The organism is Phytoamicus setariae, from assembly GCF_016722925.1.
GTDB lineage: Bacteria > Pseudomonadota > Alphaproteobacteria > Rhizobiales > Rhizobiaceae > Rhizobium_E > Rhizobium_E setariae.
Genome location: NZ_JAEQNC010000006.1, coordinates 138,144 through 155,409, shown reverse-complemented (window position 1 = coordinate 155,409; position 17,266 = coordinate 138,144). Strand labels below are relative to the sequence as shown.

The following is a 17,266-nucleotide window of genomic DNA, read 5'->3' as shown; positions in this document are numbered from 1 at the left end:
TGAGGGATGAATGCATAAACTTGGCGCAGGGGGACAATTGCATGCCAGGAGAACTCAAGACTATGCTTGCAGGGGGCAAACAGACAATTGTCACCGCTGAAAACGTGAACGCCTTCGCCAAGGGACTGCCGCTGACTGCCCAATTGATCTTCAAGGGCCTCGTCAATATCGATGTCGGTTCGCTTTCGATCACCCTGCCTGACGGGCGGAATGCGTGCTTTGCCGGGACCAACCCCGGTCCAAACGCCGCCATCCGGCTTTCCAACTGGAATCTCCTGACGCGGTCGCTCTCCGGCGGCACCATTGCGGCGGCCGAAACTTATATCGATGGCGACTGGGACAGCCCCGATATCGGCATCTTTCTCGAGCTGTTTCTTGTCAATCAACACGTCGGGGGCAAGTTCGCCAACGGCGCGCGCGGCCTTTTCCGCCTATTGGAGAAATTCCGCCACTGGATGAATGCCAACACCCGAAAGGGTTCTAAGCGAAATATCTCGGCGCACTACGATCTTGGCAATGAATTCTACAAAGCCTGGCTCGATCCGACCATGACCTATTCATCCGCGCTCTATTCTACCGGCGCTAACGACTTGAGCTCCGCCCAGAAGGCTAAATACCGCGCGCTTGCCGAAGCGACAGGCATCGGGCCGGACGATCATGTATTGGAAATCGGCTGCGGCTGGGGCGGTTTTGCGGAATTCGCGGCAAGCGAGATTGGTTGCCGCGTAACCGGGCTGACGATCAGTAACGAACAGCTCAAGTTTGCCCGTGACCGGATCCAACGCAATGGTCTCGCCGACAAGGTGGAACTGAAATTTCAGGATTACCGGGATGAACGCGGCGTCTACGACCGTATCGTGTCGATCGAAATGTTCGAAGCGGTCGGTGAAAAATACTGGCCGGTCTATTTCGAAAAACTTCGCTCGAGCCTGAAGCCCGGCGGCAGGGCCGGACTGCAGGTAATCACCATCGATGAAAAATCCTTTGACGAATACAAGGCCAATCCGGACTTCATCCAGAAGTACATTTTCCCCGGTGGGATGTTGCCGACCGTCGAACACCTGACCGAAGAAGGCCGAAAAGTCGGCTTCTCACTGGTCAGTGACTTCGGGTTCGGACCCGACTATGCTCGGACCCTGAGTGAATGGCGGCAGAAATTCTGGGGCGTATGGGAAAGGCTTCAGCCGCTCGGTTTCGACCAACGTTTCAAACGGCTGTGGGAATTCTATTTCTTTTATTGCGAAGCCGGATTCCGAACCCGCAACATCGATGTCCGCCATGTTGTCTACACCTGAGCGTGCAGTGAAAATGTATTCTTCCAACAGGTATGGTCAGGGAAACGTTATTTCTTGCGCTTGAAGGCTTGCCGGTGAAAAAGACCGGGCGTACCTCTAGTGAAAAGTCAACAGGCGGAAATCCATGACAGTGCGCGCGAACGTCCTCGAATCCATTGGCAATACGCCACTCATCCGGCTGAAGCATGCATCGGAGCTGACGGGGTGCACGATTCTTGGCAAGGCCGAGTTTCTCAATCCTGGCCAGTCTGTGAAGGACAGGGCCGCACTCTATATTATCCGCGATGCGGAACGTCAGGGGCTTCTCAAGCCGGGTGGCGTGATTGTCGAGGGCACGGCCGGCAATACCGGCATCGGGCTCGCCATGGTCGCCTGCGCACTCGGTTACCGCACGGTGATCGTGATTCCCGAGACGCAAAGCCAGGAAAAGAAGGACGCGCTCAAGCTGCTGGGCGCCGAGTTGGTCGAAGTGCCCGCCGTTCCCTACAAGAACCCCAACAATTATGTGAAGCTTTCGGGCCGGCTGGCGGCCGAACTGGCAAAGACCGAACCAAACGGGGCCATCTGGGCCAACCAGTTCGACAATGTGGCCAACCGCCAGGCGCATGTCGAAACCACCGCACCGGAAATCTGGGCCGAGACATCGGGTGAGGTGGACGGGTTCATCTGCTCGGTGGGATCGGGAGGCACGCTCGCCGGTGTGGCCGCTGGCCTCAAGGGCTTCAATCCGGACATCAAGATCGGGCTTGCCGATCCGGAGGGGGCGGCGCTTTACGAATTCTATGCCCACGGCGAGTTGAAATCCTCGGGCGGATCGATCACCGAGGGTATCGGCCAAGGTCGTATCACGGCCAATCTCGAGGGATTCACTCCGGACTATCAGTACCAGATCCCCGATTCCGAAGCGTTGCCGCTGATATTCGACCTGGTCGAGCATGAGGGCCTGTGCCTTGGCGGTTCTTCCGGCATCAACGTCGCGGGCGCCATCCGGCTTGCAAAAGACCTCGGGCCGGGCCATACAATCGTGACCATCCTCTGCGACTATGGCAACCGCTATCAGTCGAAACTGTTCAATCCCGAGTTCCTTGCGTCGAAGGGTCTGCCGATCCCCGAATGGATGGCAAGGAAGTCTTCAATCGTGCCACCATACCAACCTGTCGAGTGAAGCAATGCCAACCCTGCCCCTATTCCGTGACGACTTCTACCTGGCAACGGCAGAGGGAGCGGTCACAGCGATCCGGGAAAATGGCGGCATCGAACTCGACCAGACCTGCTTTTACGCGACCTCCGGCGGCCAGCCGGGCGACAGCGGGTTTCTGGAGCGCGCCGACGGCTCAAGAATTGCGCTTGGCGCGACCGTGCACGGCGAGGACAAAAGCATCATCGTCCATATGCCGCTCGACGGCCAGCCCGTGCCTACCCTCGGCGAAAAACTGACGCTGCATGTTGACTGGCCGCGCCGCTACCGGTTGATGCGGATGCATACGGCTTGTCATATCCTCTCGGTCGTCTGCCAGTTTCCGATTACGGGAGCAGCGGTAGGCGAAGACGAAAGCAGGGTCGATTTCGACATGTCGGAAACGATCGACAAGGATGAGGTTTCGGCGCGCATGATGGAGATCGTCCGTGCCAATCATCCCGTCTACCTTCAATGGATCACTGACGCGGAACTCGCTGCCAATCCTGGCATTGTGAAGTCCAAGAACGTGCGACCGCCGATTGGACTGGGGCGCGTAAGCCTCGTCTGTATCGGTGACAATGCGGCTGTGGACAGCCAGCCATGCGGCGGCACGCATGTCTCCGAGACCCAGGAGGTCGGCGACATCCACATTGCAAAGATCGAAAAGAAAGGTAAGGAAAACAGACGCTTCCGCATACGCTTTGGCAATCCGGACGCCTGACTTTACCTTACGTTAGTCGGTTCAAATTCTGGGAGTGACATTGTGTCAGTAGAAAAAAGCGCGTTCGTGGTCTCCGCCGCCTGGCTGGAAAAAAATCTTGGCGCACCGGAATTCCGTATCGTCGACGCCTCATGGTATCTGGCGGCACAGAACCGGAATGGTGCCGTCGAATATGCTGCAGGCCACATTCCCGGCGCCGTATTCTTCGATCAGGATGTTATTGCCGACCATACAAGCGGATTGCCGCATACGATCCCTTCACCCGAATTCTTCGCTGCCGAAGTCGGCAAGCTCGGCATTGCCGACACTGACACGATCGTCGTTTATGATGGTCCGGGCACCATGGCCGCACCGCGCGCCTGGTGGCTGTTCCGGCTGATGGGCGCGAAAAACGTCTATGTGCTCGATGGCGGTCTCGATGGCTGGAAAGCGGAGGGGCGCCCGCTCGAAACCGACCTGCCGGAACCACGGCCCGCCATCTTCCACGCCTCGCTCGACGCAAGCAAGGTCACCACGCTGGCAGCGATGAAGACAATCGTCGCCGAAGGCAGCAGGCAGATCGCCGATGCTCGTGGGCCGGGGCGCTTTTCCGGTTCCGAACCCGAGCCGCGCGCCGGGCTACGCTCCGGCCATATGCCGGGCGCAAAGAATACGCCGTCTGGCAGCTTTTTCGAAAACGGCAAGTTCAAGTCATTGCCAGCGCTCAGAAAGGTCTTCGATGAGGCGGGCATCGATTTGAACAAACCGGTCACGACGAGTTGCGGCTCCGGGGTTACGGCAGCGATCATCACGCTCGCACTCACCTCGCTGGGCCATGATGACAACACGCTCTATGACGGCTCCTGGTCCGAATGGGGCGGCCTGAAGGACGTGCCGGTTGTTACCGGGAAGAGCGCATGAAAATCCCCGCGCCTGCCAAGAAACCGAAAGCACTGAAGGCTCATATCACGCAGCTCGAAATGGCTGCGCCGCCGCGCCAGAGCCTACCGCTGCCAGTCAACCTGCAAACGGCAGTCATGAGCGTCTCGGATATTCCCCTCACCTTCTACCGGTTTCTCTATACGCAGGTTGGGCGCCGCTGGCACTGGGTCGATCGGCTGAGAATGACCGACGACAAGCTGCTGAGCATCCTCCGCGACAAGCGTACGCGCATTGCTGTACTCTATGTCAACGGCGCTCCGGCCGGCTTTTGCGAACTGTTCGTGGAATCTGAAGAGGTCGTGGAACTCAGCCATTTCGGCCTGTTCGAGCACGCGCTGGGACTGGGGGTCGGCAAATGGTTTCTCCTGCAGTCGCTCTACGCAGCCTGGGCGCTCGAGCCGAAAAAGGTCACCGTCACGACAAATTCGCTCGACCATCCCCGAGCCTTGCAGCTCTACCAGATGTTCGGGTTCAACCCGGTCGGAACCTCGGATGCACTGGTACGCCCGCTGAGCGATGAAGAGTGGCTAGCTCTGCTGCACAGATCATAATGCCGCTTGCTCTTTTCGGGTGGCCCACCAGTCGCTCGAACAGATAGAATTGCAAGTCACCACACGGAGATTTGCCATGCCCGATATCCTATTCCAGGCCATGCCGACCGAGGATGCAGAAGCCATCTGGGCGGGCGGTACAGATGCCTATGGATTGCCGCCGGAGACCATGACATCGAAGGGGGCTGGCTATCCATGCCGCCATTGCCTGCAGAATATCGACGACGATGACGAACTGCTGGTTTTTGCCTATCGTCCCTTCCCCGACCTGCAACCCTATGCCGAGACGGGACCGGTGTTCCTGCACAAAAGTCGGTGCGAGCGCTATCGAGCAACCGAAGTTCCGCCGCCGATCCTGCGCACCAGTAAGGACTACATCTTACGCGGCTATAACGACGCCAACCGCATCGTCTATGGCACGGGCTCCGTCATCCTCTCGGGTGACGTATCCACCTACGCACAGGGCCTGCTGGTACGCGACGACATCGCCTACATCCACGTTAGATCAGCCCGCAACAATTGCTATCAGTGCCGAATAGACAGGGCATGAAAAGGCCGTTCCGGTAAATCGGAACGGCCTCCAGTTCAGGATCCGGAGCTATCAGGCAGCCAGAACAGTTTCCGGGGCATACATCTGCAGGCCCAGCGCATCGGCAACCGCCTGGTTGGTGATCTTGCCCTTGTGGACATTGAGACCATTGCGCAGGTGCTTGTCCGCCAGGATCGCCTGGACGCCCCTGTCGGCGAGCGCCAGCCCATGCTGGATCGTGGCATTGTTGAGCGCGTGCGCCGATGTCACCGGGACTGCGCCCGGCATGTTGGCGACGCAATAGTGGATGATGCCATCGACCTCATAGGTCGGGTCGGAGTGAGTGGTGGCATGCGAGGTTTCGAAGCAGCCGCCCTGATCGATCGCGACGTCGACGATGACAGCGCCCTTCTTCATGCCGCCAAGCATCTTGCGGGTCACGAGCTTGGGAGCGGCCGCTCCCGGAATCAGCACGGCGCCGATCACCAGGTCAGCTGAAAACACTTCGCTTTCAAGTGCGTCGATAGAAGAAAAGCGGGTGTGAACCTGCCCGTGGAAGATATCGTCGAGTTGGCGCAGACGCGGCAGCGACCGGTCGAGGATGGTTACATCGGCACCGAGGCCCACCGCCATGCGCGCCGCATGCAGACCAACGACGCCGCCGCCAATGACTACGACCTTGGCCGGCAACACGCCCGGCACACCGCCCAACAGGATGCCGCGTCCACCGTTGGCTTTCTGCAACGCATAGGCGCCGGCCTGGATGGAAAGGCGTCCGGCAACTTCCGACATCGGCGCCAGCAGCGGCAGGCCGCCACGCTCGTCCGTGACCGTTTCATAGGCGATAGCGGTTACGCCGGATGCGAGCAGGCCCTTGGTCTGTTCCGGATCCGGTGCCAAGTGCAGGTAGGTATAGAGGATCTGGCCTTCACGCAGCTGCACCCATTCGGAGGGCTGCGGTTCCTTGACCTTCACGATCATATCGGATTTCGCGAAGATTTCGGCGGCTGTCGCCACAATAGCTGCGCCCGCAGCGACATAGTCGGAATCGGATGCGCCAATTCCGGATCCGGCATTGGTCTCGATCAGCACTTCATGGCCGCGCGCGACATATTCGCGGACGGAGGCCGGTGTGAGGCCAACGCGGTATTCGTGATTCTTGATTTCTTTCGGGCAGCCTACACGCATGGAATTCCCCTGTTATTTGTGCGCTTGGTTCTTTGCGAATGGCGGAAATTAGAGCGCAAACGCCGCGCAATGTCCTTGCAAATTGAGTTTGTGAAATAGCAATACTTGGAATATTCTTGCGCATTATCCGCAATAATTCGCAGGAAATTCGACCGATGAAGCTAGATCATACGGATATCTCCATATTGCGTGTCCTTCAACAGAACGGCAGAATCTCGAATGCCGATCTTGCCGAGCGGATCAGCCTTTCACCATCCTCCTGTTCGCGCAGGCTCGACATTCTGGAAAAATCCGGCGTAGTCAGCGGCTATTATGCCCAGATCTCGCACAAAGCGCTCGACTACAAGATGATCGTCATCGTGCACATCTCGCTGACCGGTCAGTTCGCAAAAACGCTCAGCGAATTCGAAGCGGCTGTGAAAAAGGTTCCGAACATCCTCGTCTGTTACCTCATGTCCGGCGAATACGACTATATCCTGCGCGTCGCCTGCAAGGATCTGGAAGACTATGAGCGCATTCACCGCGACTGGCTTTCGGCGCTGCCGCATGTGGTCAAGATCGTCTCGAGTTTTGCGTTGCGCGAAATCATCGACCGCCCGCATGTGATCATATAGGTGCGCTCGCTTTGTAGGGCTGGCTTGCCCGCGTTCCTTTCCGATCCGCGAAATCTGCGCATACCCTAGGCATCGAATCCTTTTTGCGAGACCGGTCATCGAACGGCCGGGATCGATTGACGCGCCTTCGGGCGAAAGGCATCTTTTCATAAACGATATCCGGGGAGTTCATACAATGACAGCCAGCACAGCATCGGTCCACCGACTGGACAATCTGCCTTACTATCAGGAACGCGTCGATCTTGCTGCCGCCTTCCGTTGGACCGCACGGCTCAACATGCACGAGGCAGTCGCCAACCATTTCTCGCTGGCAGTCAACGACGATGGCAGCAAATTCCTGATGAATCCCAATCAGGTCCATTTCTCCTTGATAAAGGCTTCGAGCCTGCTGCTGCTCGATGCGAACGACCCCGGGACGATGGATCAGCCCGATGCGCCAGACCCCACGGCCTGGGGTCTGCACGGGGCGATCCATCGCCATGTGCCGCACGCTCGCTGCCTGATGCATGTGCACTCGATCCACGCCACGGTCTTGGCTTCGCTTGCCGACTCGCGCCTGCTGCCGATCGACCAGAACTGTGCGACGTTCTTCGGCCGCTACGTGATCGACGACAACTACGGCGGCCTCGCCTTCGAGGATGAAGGCGAGCGCTGTGCCCGGCTCCTGGGAAATCCCAAGCACAAGGTGATGATCATGGGCAATCACGGCGTGCTGGTGATCGGCAAGGATGTCGCCGACACCTTCAACCGAATGTACTATTTCGAGCGCGCCGCCGAAACCTACATCAAGGCGCTAATGACCGGCCAGAAATTGCGGGTGCTCTCTGACGAGGTTGCGGAGAAAGTGGCGAAGGAAATGGACGACTACCCGGACCAGTCCGACCGCCATCTTGCCGATCTCAAGACGCTGCTTGAGCGGCAGGAACCGGATTTCCTCCAGTAGTTCCTGCCGTATTTTGCTCGGACTCGCGATTAAGCGCTGGATCCTCGGACATTTTTCGAGGATCCAGCGTTTTGCGTCATCGTTAGGGGCTGTGTCTTCAGCTAGCCTGAAAGTGCTTGACGATCGTTAGAAGGATTTAGACCTGGCGCTCCGCTGCGCCATCACCGAACAATGTCGATCCATGCTGGTCAATGATCTGCTTTGCCTTGCGGAAGGTCGTTTCGACGGTATCGCTCTCGCTGGAAAACAGGTCGGCGCGCACGAAATTGCGCACCATCTTCTGACCATTGGCCTCGTGCTCGATGCGTCCAGCCAGCCTGTATTGCGCACCCTCCTTGCGAGGAGTCGCGTAGACGGTGTACTCACCGATTTTTTGCGTTTGTTCCTTCGTTGGCGTCGCGACGCTCGAGGAACCACCAAACAGTTTTGAAAAGAATCCAGCCATGAGACCGGTTTAGCACAGCACATTTTGTGGCGGAAGAGACTCAGGCAGGGCGTAAGGTCGATAAATTTCCTGTAAGCATCGGCATGGTACAAAAGGCATGGCTAACCAGGACCGGACGACACGTGACAGCACTGGTCATCATTATCGGCATTATTGTCCTGCTGACTTTTACCTGGCAGCGGAAGCGCAACGCCATACCGAACATAAGTTTCAGCAAGACCAGCATTGGTGCCGATCCGGACGCCTATATCCAAGCGGCGGAGCATGCCGTAGCAGGCATTCGCCGAGGCGCTGGCAAGAGAATCGTCTGGCACGATGAGAAACAGAAGCAGCCCACCCGCTATTCGCTTGTTTACATCCACGGTTTTTCGGCATCCGCAAATGAGCTTCAGCCGTTGCCGGAGACTATCGCCACGGCGCTGGGCGCCAATTGCTTCTACACCCGGCTAACGGGGCACGGAATCGATGGTACCGCTCTTGGTACCGCAACGGTAGATGCATGGCTGACCGATGTCGCCGAGGCGATTGCGATCGGAGAAACGATCGGGAAACACGTCATCGTGCTGGCCGCATCCACTGGAGCGAGCCTGCTGACCACCATCCTGGCTCAGCCAATCTTCCGAGGCCGCGTGACCGCAGCGGTCCTTATTTCACCCAATTACGGATTGAAGGCAGACGGCGCTTTTCTGCTTAATGCCCCGTTTGCGCGCCAGATCGCACGGATGGTCCTTGGAAAAGAGCGAGCCTCTGTCGCCGGCAGTGATTTGCAACGCCAGATCTGGGACACGTCCTATCCGACCGATGCGCTGTTACCGATGGCGCACGCGGTTTCAATGGCGCGGCATGCAGAAATCGGCTCCATCAGCACACCGGCGCTGTTTCTATATTCGCCCCGTGACCAGGTAGTCGAACCCGTAATGACCCTACGTGTCGCCGCACGTTGGGGGGGGAACCACACTCTCTGCCCTATCGAGAACACCGAGGATCCGAATGGACACGTTCTGGCCGGCGATGCCTATTCACCCTCCTCGACGAGAGACGTCGCCGATACCATTCTTGCGTGGTTGTCCGGCGTACTTCGCCATTCTACAACGGCGCCAGACGGTTTGGGGAAACGCAGCCCTAATTCTTGACTGAATCAACATATGCGGCGCTTAATCGCGACGTGCGCATGATTCCGATAACAAGGAGGAGTTTAGCCTTGGCAGAGAACAAAACACCCCGAAGGCTCTGCGGGTTTCTCGCTATCCCGATGTTGCTGGTGCCGGTTGCGCCCATCGACACCAAGGCCGCGGAGCTTATCGACCTTGCTCAACAGGCCGAACAGTTGCTTGGAAGTGGCGATGGCCTGGCTGCGTATGAAAAGATGCGGCTGTCGATGGTCGAAGTCTCGGAGAAAATCCCCCTCGATATCCGAAAGGCATTTTTCGTCACGGAAAGACCCGTCATTTTCGGCAACTATTCGCGTGCCAAGTCCAATGAGTTCACGGTTGGCTCGTCACTGATCACCTATGCCGAGCCTGTCGGTCTGGTATGGAAGCAAATTGATGGCGGCGACGTGCAATCGCAATTCACTGTCGATTTCGAGCTCCGCAACCCTGCCGGTGAAGTGCTGGCTGTGCAGAAGGCGTTTGGCAATTTCAAGATCGCAAGCCGCGAACCGTTGTTTGAGATCTATACACCACTGACACTTGATGTTTCAGCCGTGCCAGCTGGTGACTACGTGCTGAAGTACACGTTCAACGACCTCAACTCCAAAAAATCCACGGACATCGAGCAGCGGTTCAAACTGAAGTAATATCAGAGCTCGACGATCCGGCCCTCCTCCAGCGTCACTCGGCGGTCCATGCGGGCGGCTAGCTCATGATTGTGGGTGGCTATCATGGCTGCAAGTCCGGACTGACGCACCAACGCTTCGAGTGCATCGAAGACGTAATGCGCTGTCACCGGATCGAGATTGCCGGTCGGCTCGTCGGCAAGCAGGATGAGAGGTGCGTTCGCAACCGCGCGAGCAATCGCCACGCGTTGTTGCTCACCGCCCGACAATTCTGCCGGCCTGTGTTCGGCACGGTGGCCGACACGCATATAGTCGAGTAGTTGGCCTGCCCTCTCCCGTGCTTCATGGCGGCCTAGCCCGGCAATCATCTGTGGCATCATCACATTTTCCGCTGCAGAGAACTCCGGCAGCAGGTGATGAAACTGGTACACAAAGCCGATTTCCGAGCGGCGGATCGTCGTACGCTCGCCATCAGGCAGCGCGCCACAATCCCTGCCATTAACGTAAACGTTGCCGGTATCAGGGCGTTCAAGCAAGCCAGCGAGGTGCAGAAGCGTCGACTTACCGGTTCCGGACGGCGCCACAAGGCCAACCATCTCGCCCTTGCGCATCGAAAATTCTGCACCCTTGAGAATATCGAGCCGTGTATCGCCATCGCCAAAAAAGCGGCCGACATTGTCGATCTTCAGTACCTCGGACATGGTGCCTCTTGCCTTACTCATACCGTAGTGCCTGGACGGGATCGATCTTCGAGGCGCGCCATGCAGGGAAAATCGTGGCGATAAATGACAGAACCAGCGCCATCAGGATGACCGACATCGTCTCGCCGAAGTTCATCTCCGCCGGAAGCTGGCTGAGGAAATAGAGTTCCGGATTGAAAATCGTCGTTCCCGAAAGCCAGGAGAAGAACTGGCGGATGCGCTCGACATTCAAACAGACGACGACGCCAAGCAATACGCCCGCCAGCGTGCCGGTTACGCCGATGGCAGCACCCGTCATGAAGAAAATCCGCATGATCGAACCTGATGTCGCACCCATTGTTCTGAGGATTGCGATATCCCTGCCCTTGTCTTTGACCAGCATGATCAGGCCGGAAATGATGTTGAGGGCCGCCACCAGCACAATCAGCGTCAGGATCATGAACATGACGTTGCGCTCCACCGAAAGTGCCGAAAAGAACGTCCTGTTGCGCTGTCTCCAGTCAGTGATAAAGATCTGCCGGCCAGCAGCCTCCTCGACCTTTGACCGCATGTCGTCGACCGCCTCAGGCTTGTCGAGGAAGATCTCGATAGACTGGGCTATCCCTTCGGCATTGAAGTAGAGCTGCGCTTCTTCGAGCGGCATGAAAATGATCGAGGCGTCATATTCAGACATGCCGATCTCGAAAATTGCCGAAACCTTGTAGCTTTTGACGCGCGGGTTGACCCCCATCGGCGTCACGTCGCCTTCCGGCGAAATCAAAGTAATGGAGTCGCCCTCGGAAAGCCCGAGTTGCTCAGCCATACGCGTACCGATCGCAACGCCGTCTCCGGCGGCAAAACCGACAAGATCGCCCTGCTTGATATTGTCAGCCACCATCTTCAGCTTGCTGATGTCGTCGGCACGGATGCCTCGTACCAGCGCGCCGGTGCCGGCGCCCTGCTTGCCCGATGCGAGCGTCTGGCCGTCGATCATCGGGATCGCCATCTTGACGCCCGGTATCTTGGAGAACTTATCCGCAAGGTCGGCATAATTGTTCAACGGTCCATCAATCGGCTGAACGATCATGTGCCCATTGATGCCGAGGATGCGGGTTATGAGCTCGCTGCGGAAGCCGTTCATGACGGCCATGACGATAATGAGCGTTGCCACGCCGAGCATGATTCCCACGAACGAGAATCCGGCAATTACGGAGATAAAAGCTTCCTTGCGACGGGGGCGCAGGTAACGCAACGCAACGATACGCTCGAATGTCGAAAACGGTCGGGCAGCCGTCTTTTGAGCCGCCACGCCCGCCTGCATCGTATCGTCGTTCATTCCCTCACCGTTCAGCTGGATGCCACAAGCTTGTTAATTGCCGCATCAATAGAGAGCGTCTCGCGTGCGCCAGACTTGCGATCCTTGATTTCGACCTCGCCGCTTGCAACCGAACGCGGTCCGACGATGATCTGCGACGGTACGCCGATCAGATCGGCGGTGGCGAATTTTGCTCCGGCGCGATCATCGGTATCATCATAAAGCATGTCGAAACCGGCCTTGCCGAGTGCCGCATACAGCTTCTCGCTGGCCGCATCGCAAGCCTGGTCGCCAGCCTTCATGTTGATGATAGAGACGTCGAAAGGTGCCACCGATTTCGGCCAGATGATTCCATTTTCATCATGGGAGGCTTCAATGATGGCGGGAACAAGGCGTGTCGGACCAATGCCGTACGAGCCCATATGGGCATCATGCTGCTTGCCATCGGGCCCCTGCACACTCGCGCCCATGGCAGCGGAATACTTGGTGCCGAAATAGAAGATATGACCGACTTCGATACCGCGCGCAGACAGCCTGTCGCCTTCAGGGATAGCAGCAAACGCAGCCTCGTCGTGCATTTCCGATGTTGCAGCATAGACCGAAGTCCACTTGTCGAACACGGCCTGAAGTCCGGCAACATCGTCAAAATCGGTGTCGACCGACGGAATGTCGAAGTTGACGAAATCCTTGTGGGAGTAAACCTCAGACTCGCCGGTATCGGCAAGGATGATGAATTCATGGCTGAGGTTGCCGCCGATCGGGCCCGTATCAGCGCGCATCGGAATCGCACGCAGGCCCAGGCGGTCGAAAGTGCGGAGGTAGGCGGTGAACATCTTGCGATACGAATGCTCGGCGGCTTCGCGATCGATGTCGAAGGAGTAGGCATCCTTCATCAGGAACTCACGCGAACGCATGGTGCCGAAGCGCGGACGCACCTCATCGCGGAACTTCAGCTGAATATGATAAAGATTGAGCGGCAGATCCTTGTAGGATTTGACGTAGGAGCGGAAAATCTCGGTGATCATCTCTTCGTTGGTGGGACCGTAGAGCATATCGCGATCCTGCCGGTCCTTGATGCGAAGCATTTCCTTACCGTAGGCGTCGTACCGGCCGCTTTCGCGCCAGAGATCAGCCGACTGCAACGTCGGCATCAAAAGCTCGATGGCGCCAGCGCGGTTCTGCTCTTCGCGAATGATCTTGTTGACCTTGTCCAAGACGCGCTTGCCGAGCGGCAGCCACGAATAGATTCCCTGGCTCTGCTGCCTGATCATACCCGTACGCAGCATGAGCCGATGTGACACGATTTCGGCTTCCTTGGGGTTTTCTTTGAGTATCGGCAGGAAAAAACGGGAAAGACGCATGTCACAGGATCCATAAAACGGCGATCCCAGTCAGAATCGCGGGCACAGGTTCGATTGTCTCGCTCTCATATCGGCTTAAGGCCCGGAAGAAAACCCGCCCCGGCGCAATTCCGGCAATTGTGATGCCTGCTTGTTGTCACAAGCCGGCCGAGGCTCTTCCGCTTGTCGTGAAACCGGTTCAGCCCAAGCCTCATCCAAATCAAAGATGGATCGAATGCACCGTCCACAACTCAGAATGTGGCAACCTGAAGACCAAAATCGCTACTGAGACCCATTATTTTTTGTCAACGAATTTTTTTTCTGGCTGTGTCGCATTTTTGCAAAATAGCGGATGACAACGATTAATTCTTGGGCTAGGTTCCGGCCATAAATAAGGCAGGGAGTTCAAATCTTTGCCAAACTTCGCGGTCAAGTCTTGGGAGGATGGGATCTTAGGCGCGCTTACCCGCTGCCCCCGGTTAGGGAAATAGATCACGCGAAAATTTCTAGAAAACAAGGCTTTATGCCTTGTTTTTTTTTGCCTTGTTGCTGGCCACGAGCAGTTACACTGACAAATTCTACGTATCGCCCCGAAATTTGCGGCAATCTGCTCGCGATTCACTTGGCGCCGCTTGATTTTTCAGCAAGTATTTTCAGCAAGAAACCTACAGAATTCCCGATGCAAACGGGCATCTGTGAAAGATGTGCCTTGGCGGATGCCGGACTCACAACTAGAAAATCATAAAGTCGTCCAATGTAACATCTGAGCGTTTTACGTCGAGCAATATAAGTGTGTCGCCATTTCCAAAATCTACGATAGTATCCTCACCAGATCTCCGCATGTGAAAATCATTGCTAAACTGCCTCACGAAGTCCTGTTTACCAGTGCCACCGACAGCATCGAAGTCCGTAACTACGTCCCTGCCGTCTCCGTGCCCGAACAGGAACCAATCTTCACCCTTTCCGCCCGTCAGCCGATCGTTTCCCCCAGCCCCATAAATGATGTCGCCTTTGTCGGAGCCTTGGAACTGATCTTTGCTGGCATATGATGCGGTCAGCAATCCTCTAATCTCATTTGGGCCCGCCAGAGCATTGTATAGAGCTTTTGCAATCCAGTCCCCGTTTGTAACGCTGATAAGCGTATCGCCATCGCTATCTACGAATTTGAAACCGTTTAACCTACCACTCACAATAACTTCGCCGTTGAAGGATAGATTTGACCCATTAAAGATGATCTTATCGCCGTCATCATCGACATAAACGCCGCGGGTCGTACTTTCTAAAACAAGCTCAAGCGTGTCTACTGCGTATATCTGCTCGAGTTGACCATGTTGGTCTAAAGCATTGCAATGCTTAACCTTTGCCATGGCAACTTCCTCGATTAAGAGAAATATTCGGCAGAAAGGAAACTGCCATCTTTGCTACATCATAACAGAAGCATCGCCTATACTTTAGAAGATATCAACAGCTGTTCTTGTTGTGAGGTGAATGGCGACAATGCCATTCGTATGTCGATCGCGATGAATGATCTTCTCGCTACGATTACAGGACACCAGCACGAATCTTGTCACAAGCTTGCATAGTCGAGACGATTAGCTGAATTCGCAGCTTTCGATCATGGGGATCGTTTGGTCATCGGCGGCCGAATTATCGAGGCGTGCAGGGCAGTATGAAATCAAAACCACCAATCAGTCGTCTCAATCTTCAGAGCATAGCGCCACGAATCTTTGGACCTCTGGACGACGTTCGAATAGCGGGCGAGATCCGGAATCGAACCCGGCTCCCACTATATCTGATTAACGGAACTCAGGCACGATCCGCGGCAGCGACAGTGCATTCAGGCCCACCACAGCGGTCGCATAATACCAGACAGCGTAGATTATCGCGGCGACCACTGTCGTCGTCAGAAACACCCGCCACGGCCGAAAACGGGTGGGCGCGCTCTGAACGGTGCCGTTTACAACGTTATTGTCTTCCGCCTGCGTGCGAAGGCCAAACGGCAGCACCATGAACAGGGTAATCCACCAGCAAATGAAATACTCGGCAAAAATCGATATCCAGGGCATGTCAGTCTCTTTCGTCGTAGGCGCAATTATACTCTCGTCACGAACACGGTCACAATCGGTTTCTTGCCCCAGCTATTATTTGCCGCAGACCGCACGGAACGCCGTACCGCTTCCTTGACCATGTCGAGATCCTTGCGCTTGACGCGGGGGATGCTTTCGACCGCGCCCAGGACAGCGTCATAGAGAAGGTCTTCCATGTCTTCGCCATCTTCATCGAACGCCGGCAGGCCGAAGGCCGTCACATCAGGATCGTCGATGAAATCGTAGCGGCTGTCGAGGATGACATTGACGGCGACGTGGCCGGCAAAAGAAAGTTTGCGGCGCTCGCCGATGCCCATTTCATCGACATCGCCGATGAAATTCCCGTCCTTGAAAATTCGCCCATGTGGAGCTTCGGCAACGATGGTCGCCGGGCCCGGCGCAAGCCTGAGCATGCGGCCGTTGCGTACCTCGGCAACATCAGGGATGCCGGTTGCTCGACCGAGTTCGGCATGGGCATGCAAATGCGCTGCCTCACCATGCACCGGGACCAGAATCTGCGGCCGCACCCACTCATACATGCGCTTCAATTCGTTGCGGCGCGGGTGACCGGACACGTGCACCAATGTATCGGTGTCAGATATGACGATCATCCCCTGGTCGATCAGCGCGTTCTTGATGTCGAGAATAGCTTTTTCGTTTCCGGGAATGGGCCGAGAGGAAAAGACGAATGTGTCGCCTTTCGTGAATCCGATATTGCGCATCTCATCGCGCGCGATCTTGGCAAGCGCCGCGCGCGCCTCGCCCTGACTGCCGGTCAAAATGACGACCGCGTTCTCACGCGGCAGGTAGCCGAATTCGTCCTCGGCGATGAACGGCTGCATTCCTTCGAGCATATTCAAATCGCGAGCGACATCGGTAACGCGACGCATCGACGATCCCAGAAGCATGACCTCGCGGCCCGCCTGCTCTGCGGCCAATGCAATCGACTTGATACGCCCGACATTCGACGAAAATGTCGTCACGGCCACGCGGCCGGCAGCGTTGCGAATGATATCCGCCAGACTTGCCGACACCTCCATTTCAGACGGAGAATCCCCTTCACGCTGAGCGTTGGTGGAATCGCAGATGAGTGCAAGCACTCCCTCGTCGCCGATTTCTTTGAACCGTGCCTCGTCTGTCCCGCTGCCCAGCGATGGCGCGGGATCGATCTTCCAGTCGCCGGTATGGACGACATTTCCGAGTGGCGTACGGATCAAAAGCGCCATAGCTTCCGGGATGGAATGGGCAACCGTAATCGGCTCGATGGTGAATGGACCGACCTCGATGCGCATGCCAGGCTGAAGCGTCTGCACCGGAATGGCATTTCCTGATTTGTCGTAGTCGCCTTTTGCCTCGAGCAAGCCTTCGGTGAACGGTGATGCATAAAGCGGCACATTCAGGCGCGGCCACAGATCCCTGACGGCACCATAGTGATCCTCATGTGCATGTGTGATGAAAAGGCCAAGCAGGTCTTTCTTGATCGTCTCTACATACTTGATGTCGGGCAGGATAAGTTCAACGCCGGGCAATTCCGGGCCAGCAAAGGAAACGCCGCAATCCACCATTATCCATTGGCGCTTCGCAGAAGGACCAAACCCGTATAGGGCAAGGTTCATACCGATTTCGCCAACACCGCCCAAAGGCAGAAACACCAGTTCGTCATTGCCGGCCATATGATCC

The 17,266-nt window shown here is 56.6% G+C and carries 18 protein-coding genes; 10 read left to right on the top strand and 8 right to left on the bottom strand.

Annotation, left to right across the window (positions count from 1 at the left end):
* The first annotated feature begins 41 nt into the window (after window positions 1–41).
* The 6 genes from JJB09_RS12540 to JJB09_RS12515 all read left to right on the top strand — a co-directional run bounded on the left by JJB09_RS12540 (window position 42) and on the right by JJB09_RS12515 (window position 5,218).
* Window positions 42–1,295 carry an SAM-dependent methyltransferase gene (locus tag JJB09_RS12540; RefSeq protein ID WP_201658323.1) on the top strand — a complete coding sequence of 418 codons (1,254 nt, stop codon included), beginning with the start codon at window positions 42–44 and terminating at the stop codon, window positions 1,293–1,295.
* Between the two features lie 124 nt (window positions 1,296–1,419).
* A complete protein-coding gene (locus JJB09_RS12535) occupies window positions 1,420–2,460 on the top strand; it encodes a cysteine synthase A (RefSeq protein WP_201658320.1) in 1,041 nt (346 codons plus the stop codon).
* A gap of 4 nt (window positions 2,461–2,464) precedes the next feature.
* Window positions 2,465–3,196 carry an alanyl-tRNA editing protein gene (locus JJB09_RS12530; protein ID WP_201658317.1) on the top strand — a complete coding sequence of 244 codons (732 nt, stop codon included), beginning with the start codon at window positions 2,465–2,467 and terminating at the stop codon, window positions 3,194–3,196.
* A 42-nt stretch (window positions 3,197–3,238) separates the two neighbouring features.
* Window positions 3,239–4,096: a 3-mercaptopyruvate sulfurtransferase gene (gene sseA / locus JJB09_RS12525; protein WP_201658314.1), complete on the top strand. Its 858-nt coding sequence runs from the start codon at window positions 3,239–3,241 to the stop codon at window positions 4,094–4,096.
* Window positions 4,093–4,668, top strand: a complete 576-nt coding sequence (locus JJB09_RS12520) for a GNAT family N-acetyltransferase (protein WP_201658311.1) — start codon at window positions 4,093–4,095, stop codon at window positions 4,666–4,668. The genes sseA and JJB09_RS12520 overlap by 4 nt, the downstream gene beginning before the upstream one ends.
* A 76-nt stretch (window positions 4,669–4,744) precedes the next feature.
* The gene (locus tag JJB09_RS12515; RefSeq protein ID WP_201658308.1) at window positions 4,745–5,218 is read left to right on the top strand and encodes a DUF1203 domain-containing protein; all 474 of its coding nucleotides are present in this window, start codon (window positions 4,745–4,747) and stop codon (window positions 5,216–5,218) included.
* A gap of 51 nt (window positions 5,219–5,269) precedes the next feature.
* Here the strand turns inward: JJB09_RS12515 and ald are convergent, their stop codons facing one another.
* Window positions 5,270–6,385, bottom strand: a complete 1,116-nt coding sequence (gene ald / locus JJB09_RS12510) for an alanine dehydrogenase (RefSeq protein ID WP_201658305.1) — start codon at window positions 6,383–6,385, stop codon at window positions 5,270–5,272.
* 155 nt (window positions 6,386–6,540) lie between these two features.
* Between ald and JJB09_RS12505 the strand changes: the two genes are divergently transcribed.
* Both JJB09_RS12505 and JJB09_RS12500 read left to right on the top strand, forming a co-directional pair.
* On the top strand, window positions 6,541–6,999 hold the full coding sequence (locus JJB09_RS12505) for an Lrp/AsnC family transcriptional regulator (protein ID WP_201658302.1): 459 nt from the start codon (window positions 6,541–6,543) through the stop codon (window positions 6,997–6,999).
* A gap of 175 nt (window positions 7,000–7,174) precedes the next feature.
* Window positions 7,175–7,942: a class II aldolase and adducin N-terminal domain-containing protein gene (locus JJB09_RS12500; RefSeq protein WP_201658299.1), complete on the top strand. Its 768-nt coding sequence runs from the start codon at window positions 7,175–7,177 to the stop codon at window positions 7,940–7,942.
* Between the two features lie 136 nt (window positions 7,943–8,078).
* Here JJB09_RS12500 and JJB09_RS12495 read toward each other — a convergent pair whose 3' ends face one another.
* A complete protein-coding gene (locus JJB09_RS12495; RefSeq protein ID WP_201658296.1) occupies window positions 8,079–8,387 on the bottom strand; it encodes an HlyU family transcriptional regulator in 309 nt (102 codons plus the stop codon).
* A gap of 122 nt (window positions 8,388–8,509) precedes the next feature.
* On the opposite strand from JJB09_RS12495, the gene JJB09_RS12490 reads away from it, so the two are divergent.
* Window positions 8,510–9,520, top strand: coding sequence for an alpha/beta fold hydrolase (locus JJB09_RS12490; RefSeq protein ID WP_201658294.1), 1,011 nt, complete (start codon window positions 8,510–8,512; stop codon window positions 9,518–9,520).
* A gap of 68 nt (window positions 9,521–9,588) precedes the next feature.
* Window positions 9,589–10,185 carry a hypothetical protein gene (locus tag JJB09_RS12485; protein ID WP_201658292.1) on the top strand — a complete coding sequence of 199 codons (597 nt, stop codon included), beginning with the start codon at window positions 9,589–9,591 and terminating at the stop codon, window positions 10,183–10,185.
* A 2-nt stretch (window positions 10,186–10,187) separates the two neighbouring features.
* On the opposite strand, the gene JJB09_RS12480 is transcribed toward JJB09_RS12485, so the two are convergent.
* From JJB09_RS12480 to JJB09_RS12455, 6 genes are all read right to left on the bottom strand, one after another.
* Window positions 10,188–10,865 (bottom strand): ABC transporter ATP-binding protein, encoded by a 678-nt coding sequence (locus JJB09_RS12480; RefSeq protein WP_201658290.1) that lies wholly within the window; start codon window positions 10,863–10,865, stop codon window positions 10,188–10,190.
* A gap of 13 nt (window positions 10,866–10,878) precedes the next feature.
* Complete coding sequence (locus tag JJB09_RS12475; protein ID WP_201658288.1) at window positions 10,879–12,180, bottom strand: lipoprotein-releasing ABC transporter permease subunit; 1,302 nt, start codon at window positions 12,178–12,180, stop codon at window positions 10,879–10,881.
* An 11-nt stretch (window positions 12,181–12,191) separates the two neighbouring features.
* Window positions 12,192–13,520, bottom strand: coding sequence for a proline--tRNA ligase (gene proS / locus JJB09_RS12470; RefSeq protein ID WP_201658286.1), 1,329 nt, complete (start codon window positions 13,518–13,520; stop codon window positions 12,192–12,194).
* A gap of 710 nt (window positions 13,521–14,230) precedes the next feature.
* Window positions 14,231–14,866, bottom strand: a complete 636-nt coding sequence (locus JJB09_RS12465) for a calcium-binding protein (RefSeq protein WP_201658284.1) — start codon at window positions 14,864–14,866, stop codon at window positions 14,231–14,233.
* Between the two features lie 429 nt (window positions 14,867–15,295).
* The gene (locus tag JJB09_RS12460; protein WP_201658281.1) at window positions 15,296–15,565 is read right to left on the bottom strand and encodes a DUF1467 family protein; all 270 of its coding nucleotides are present in this window, start codon (window positions 15,563–15,565) and stop codon (window positions 15,296–15,298) included.
* A 26-nt stretch (window positions 15,566–15,591) separates the two neighbouring features.
* Window positions 15,592–17,259: a ribonuclease J gene (locus JJB09_RS12455; protein ID WP_201658278.1), complete on the bottom strand. Its 1,668-nt coding sequence runs from the start codon at window positions 17,257–17,259 to the stop codon at window positions 15,592–15,594.
* Window positions 17,260–17,266: the final 7 nt, after the last annotated feature.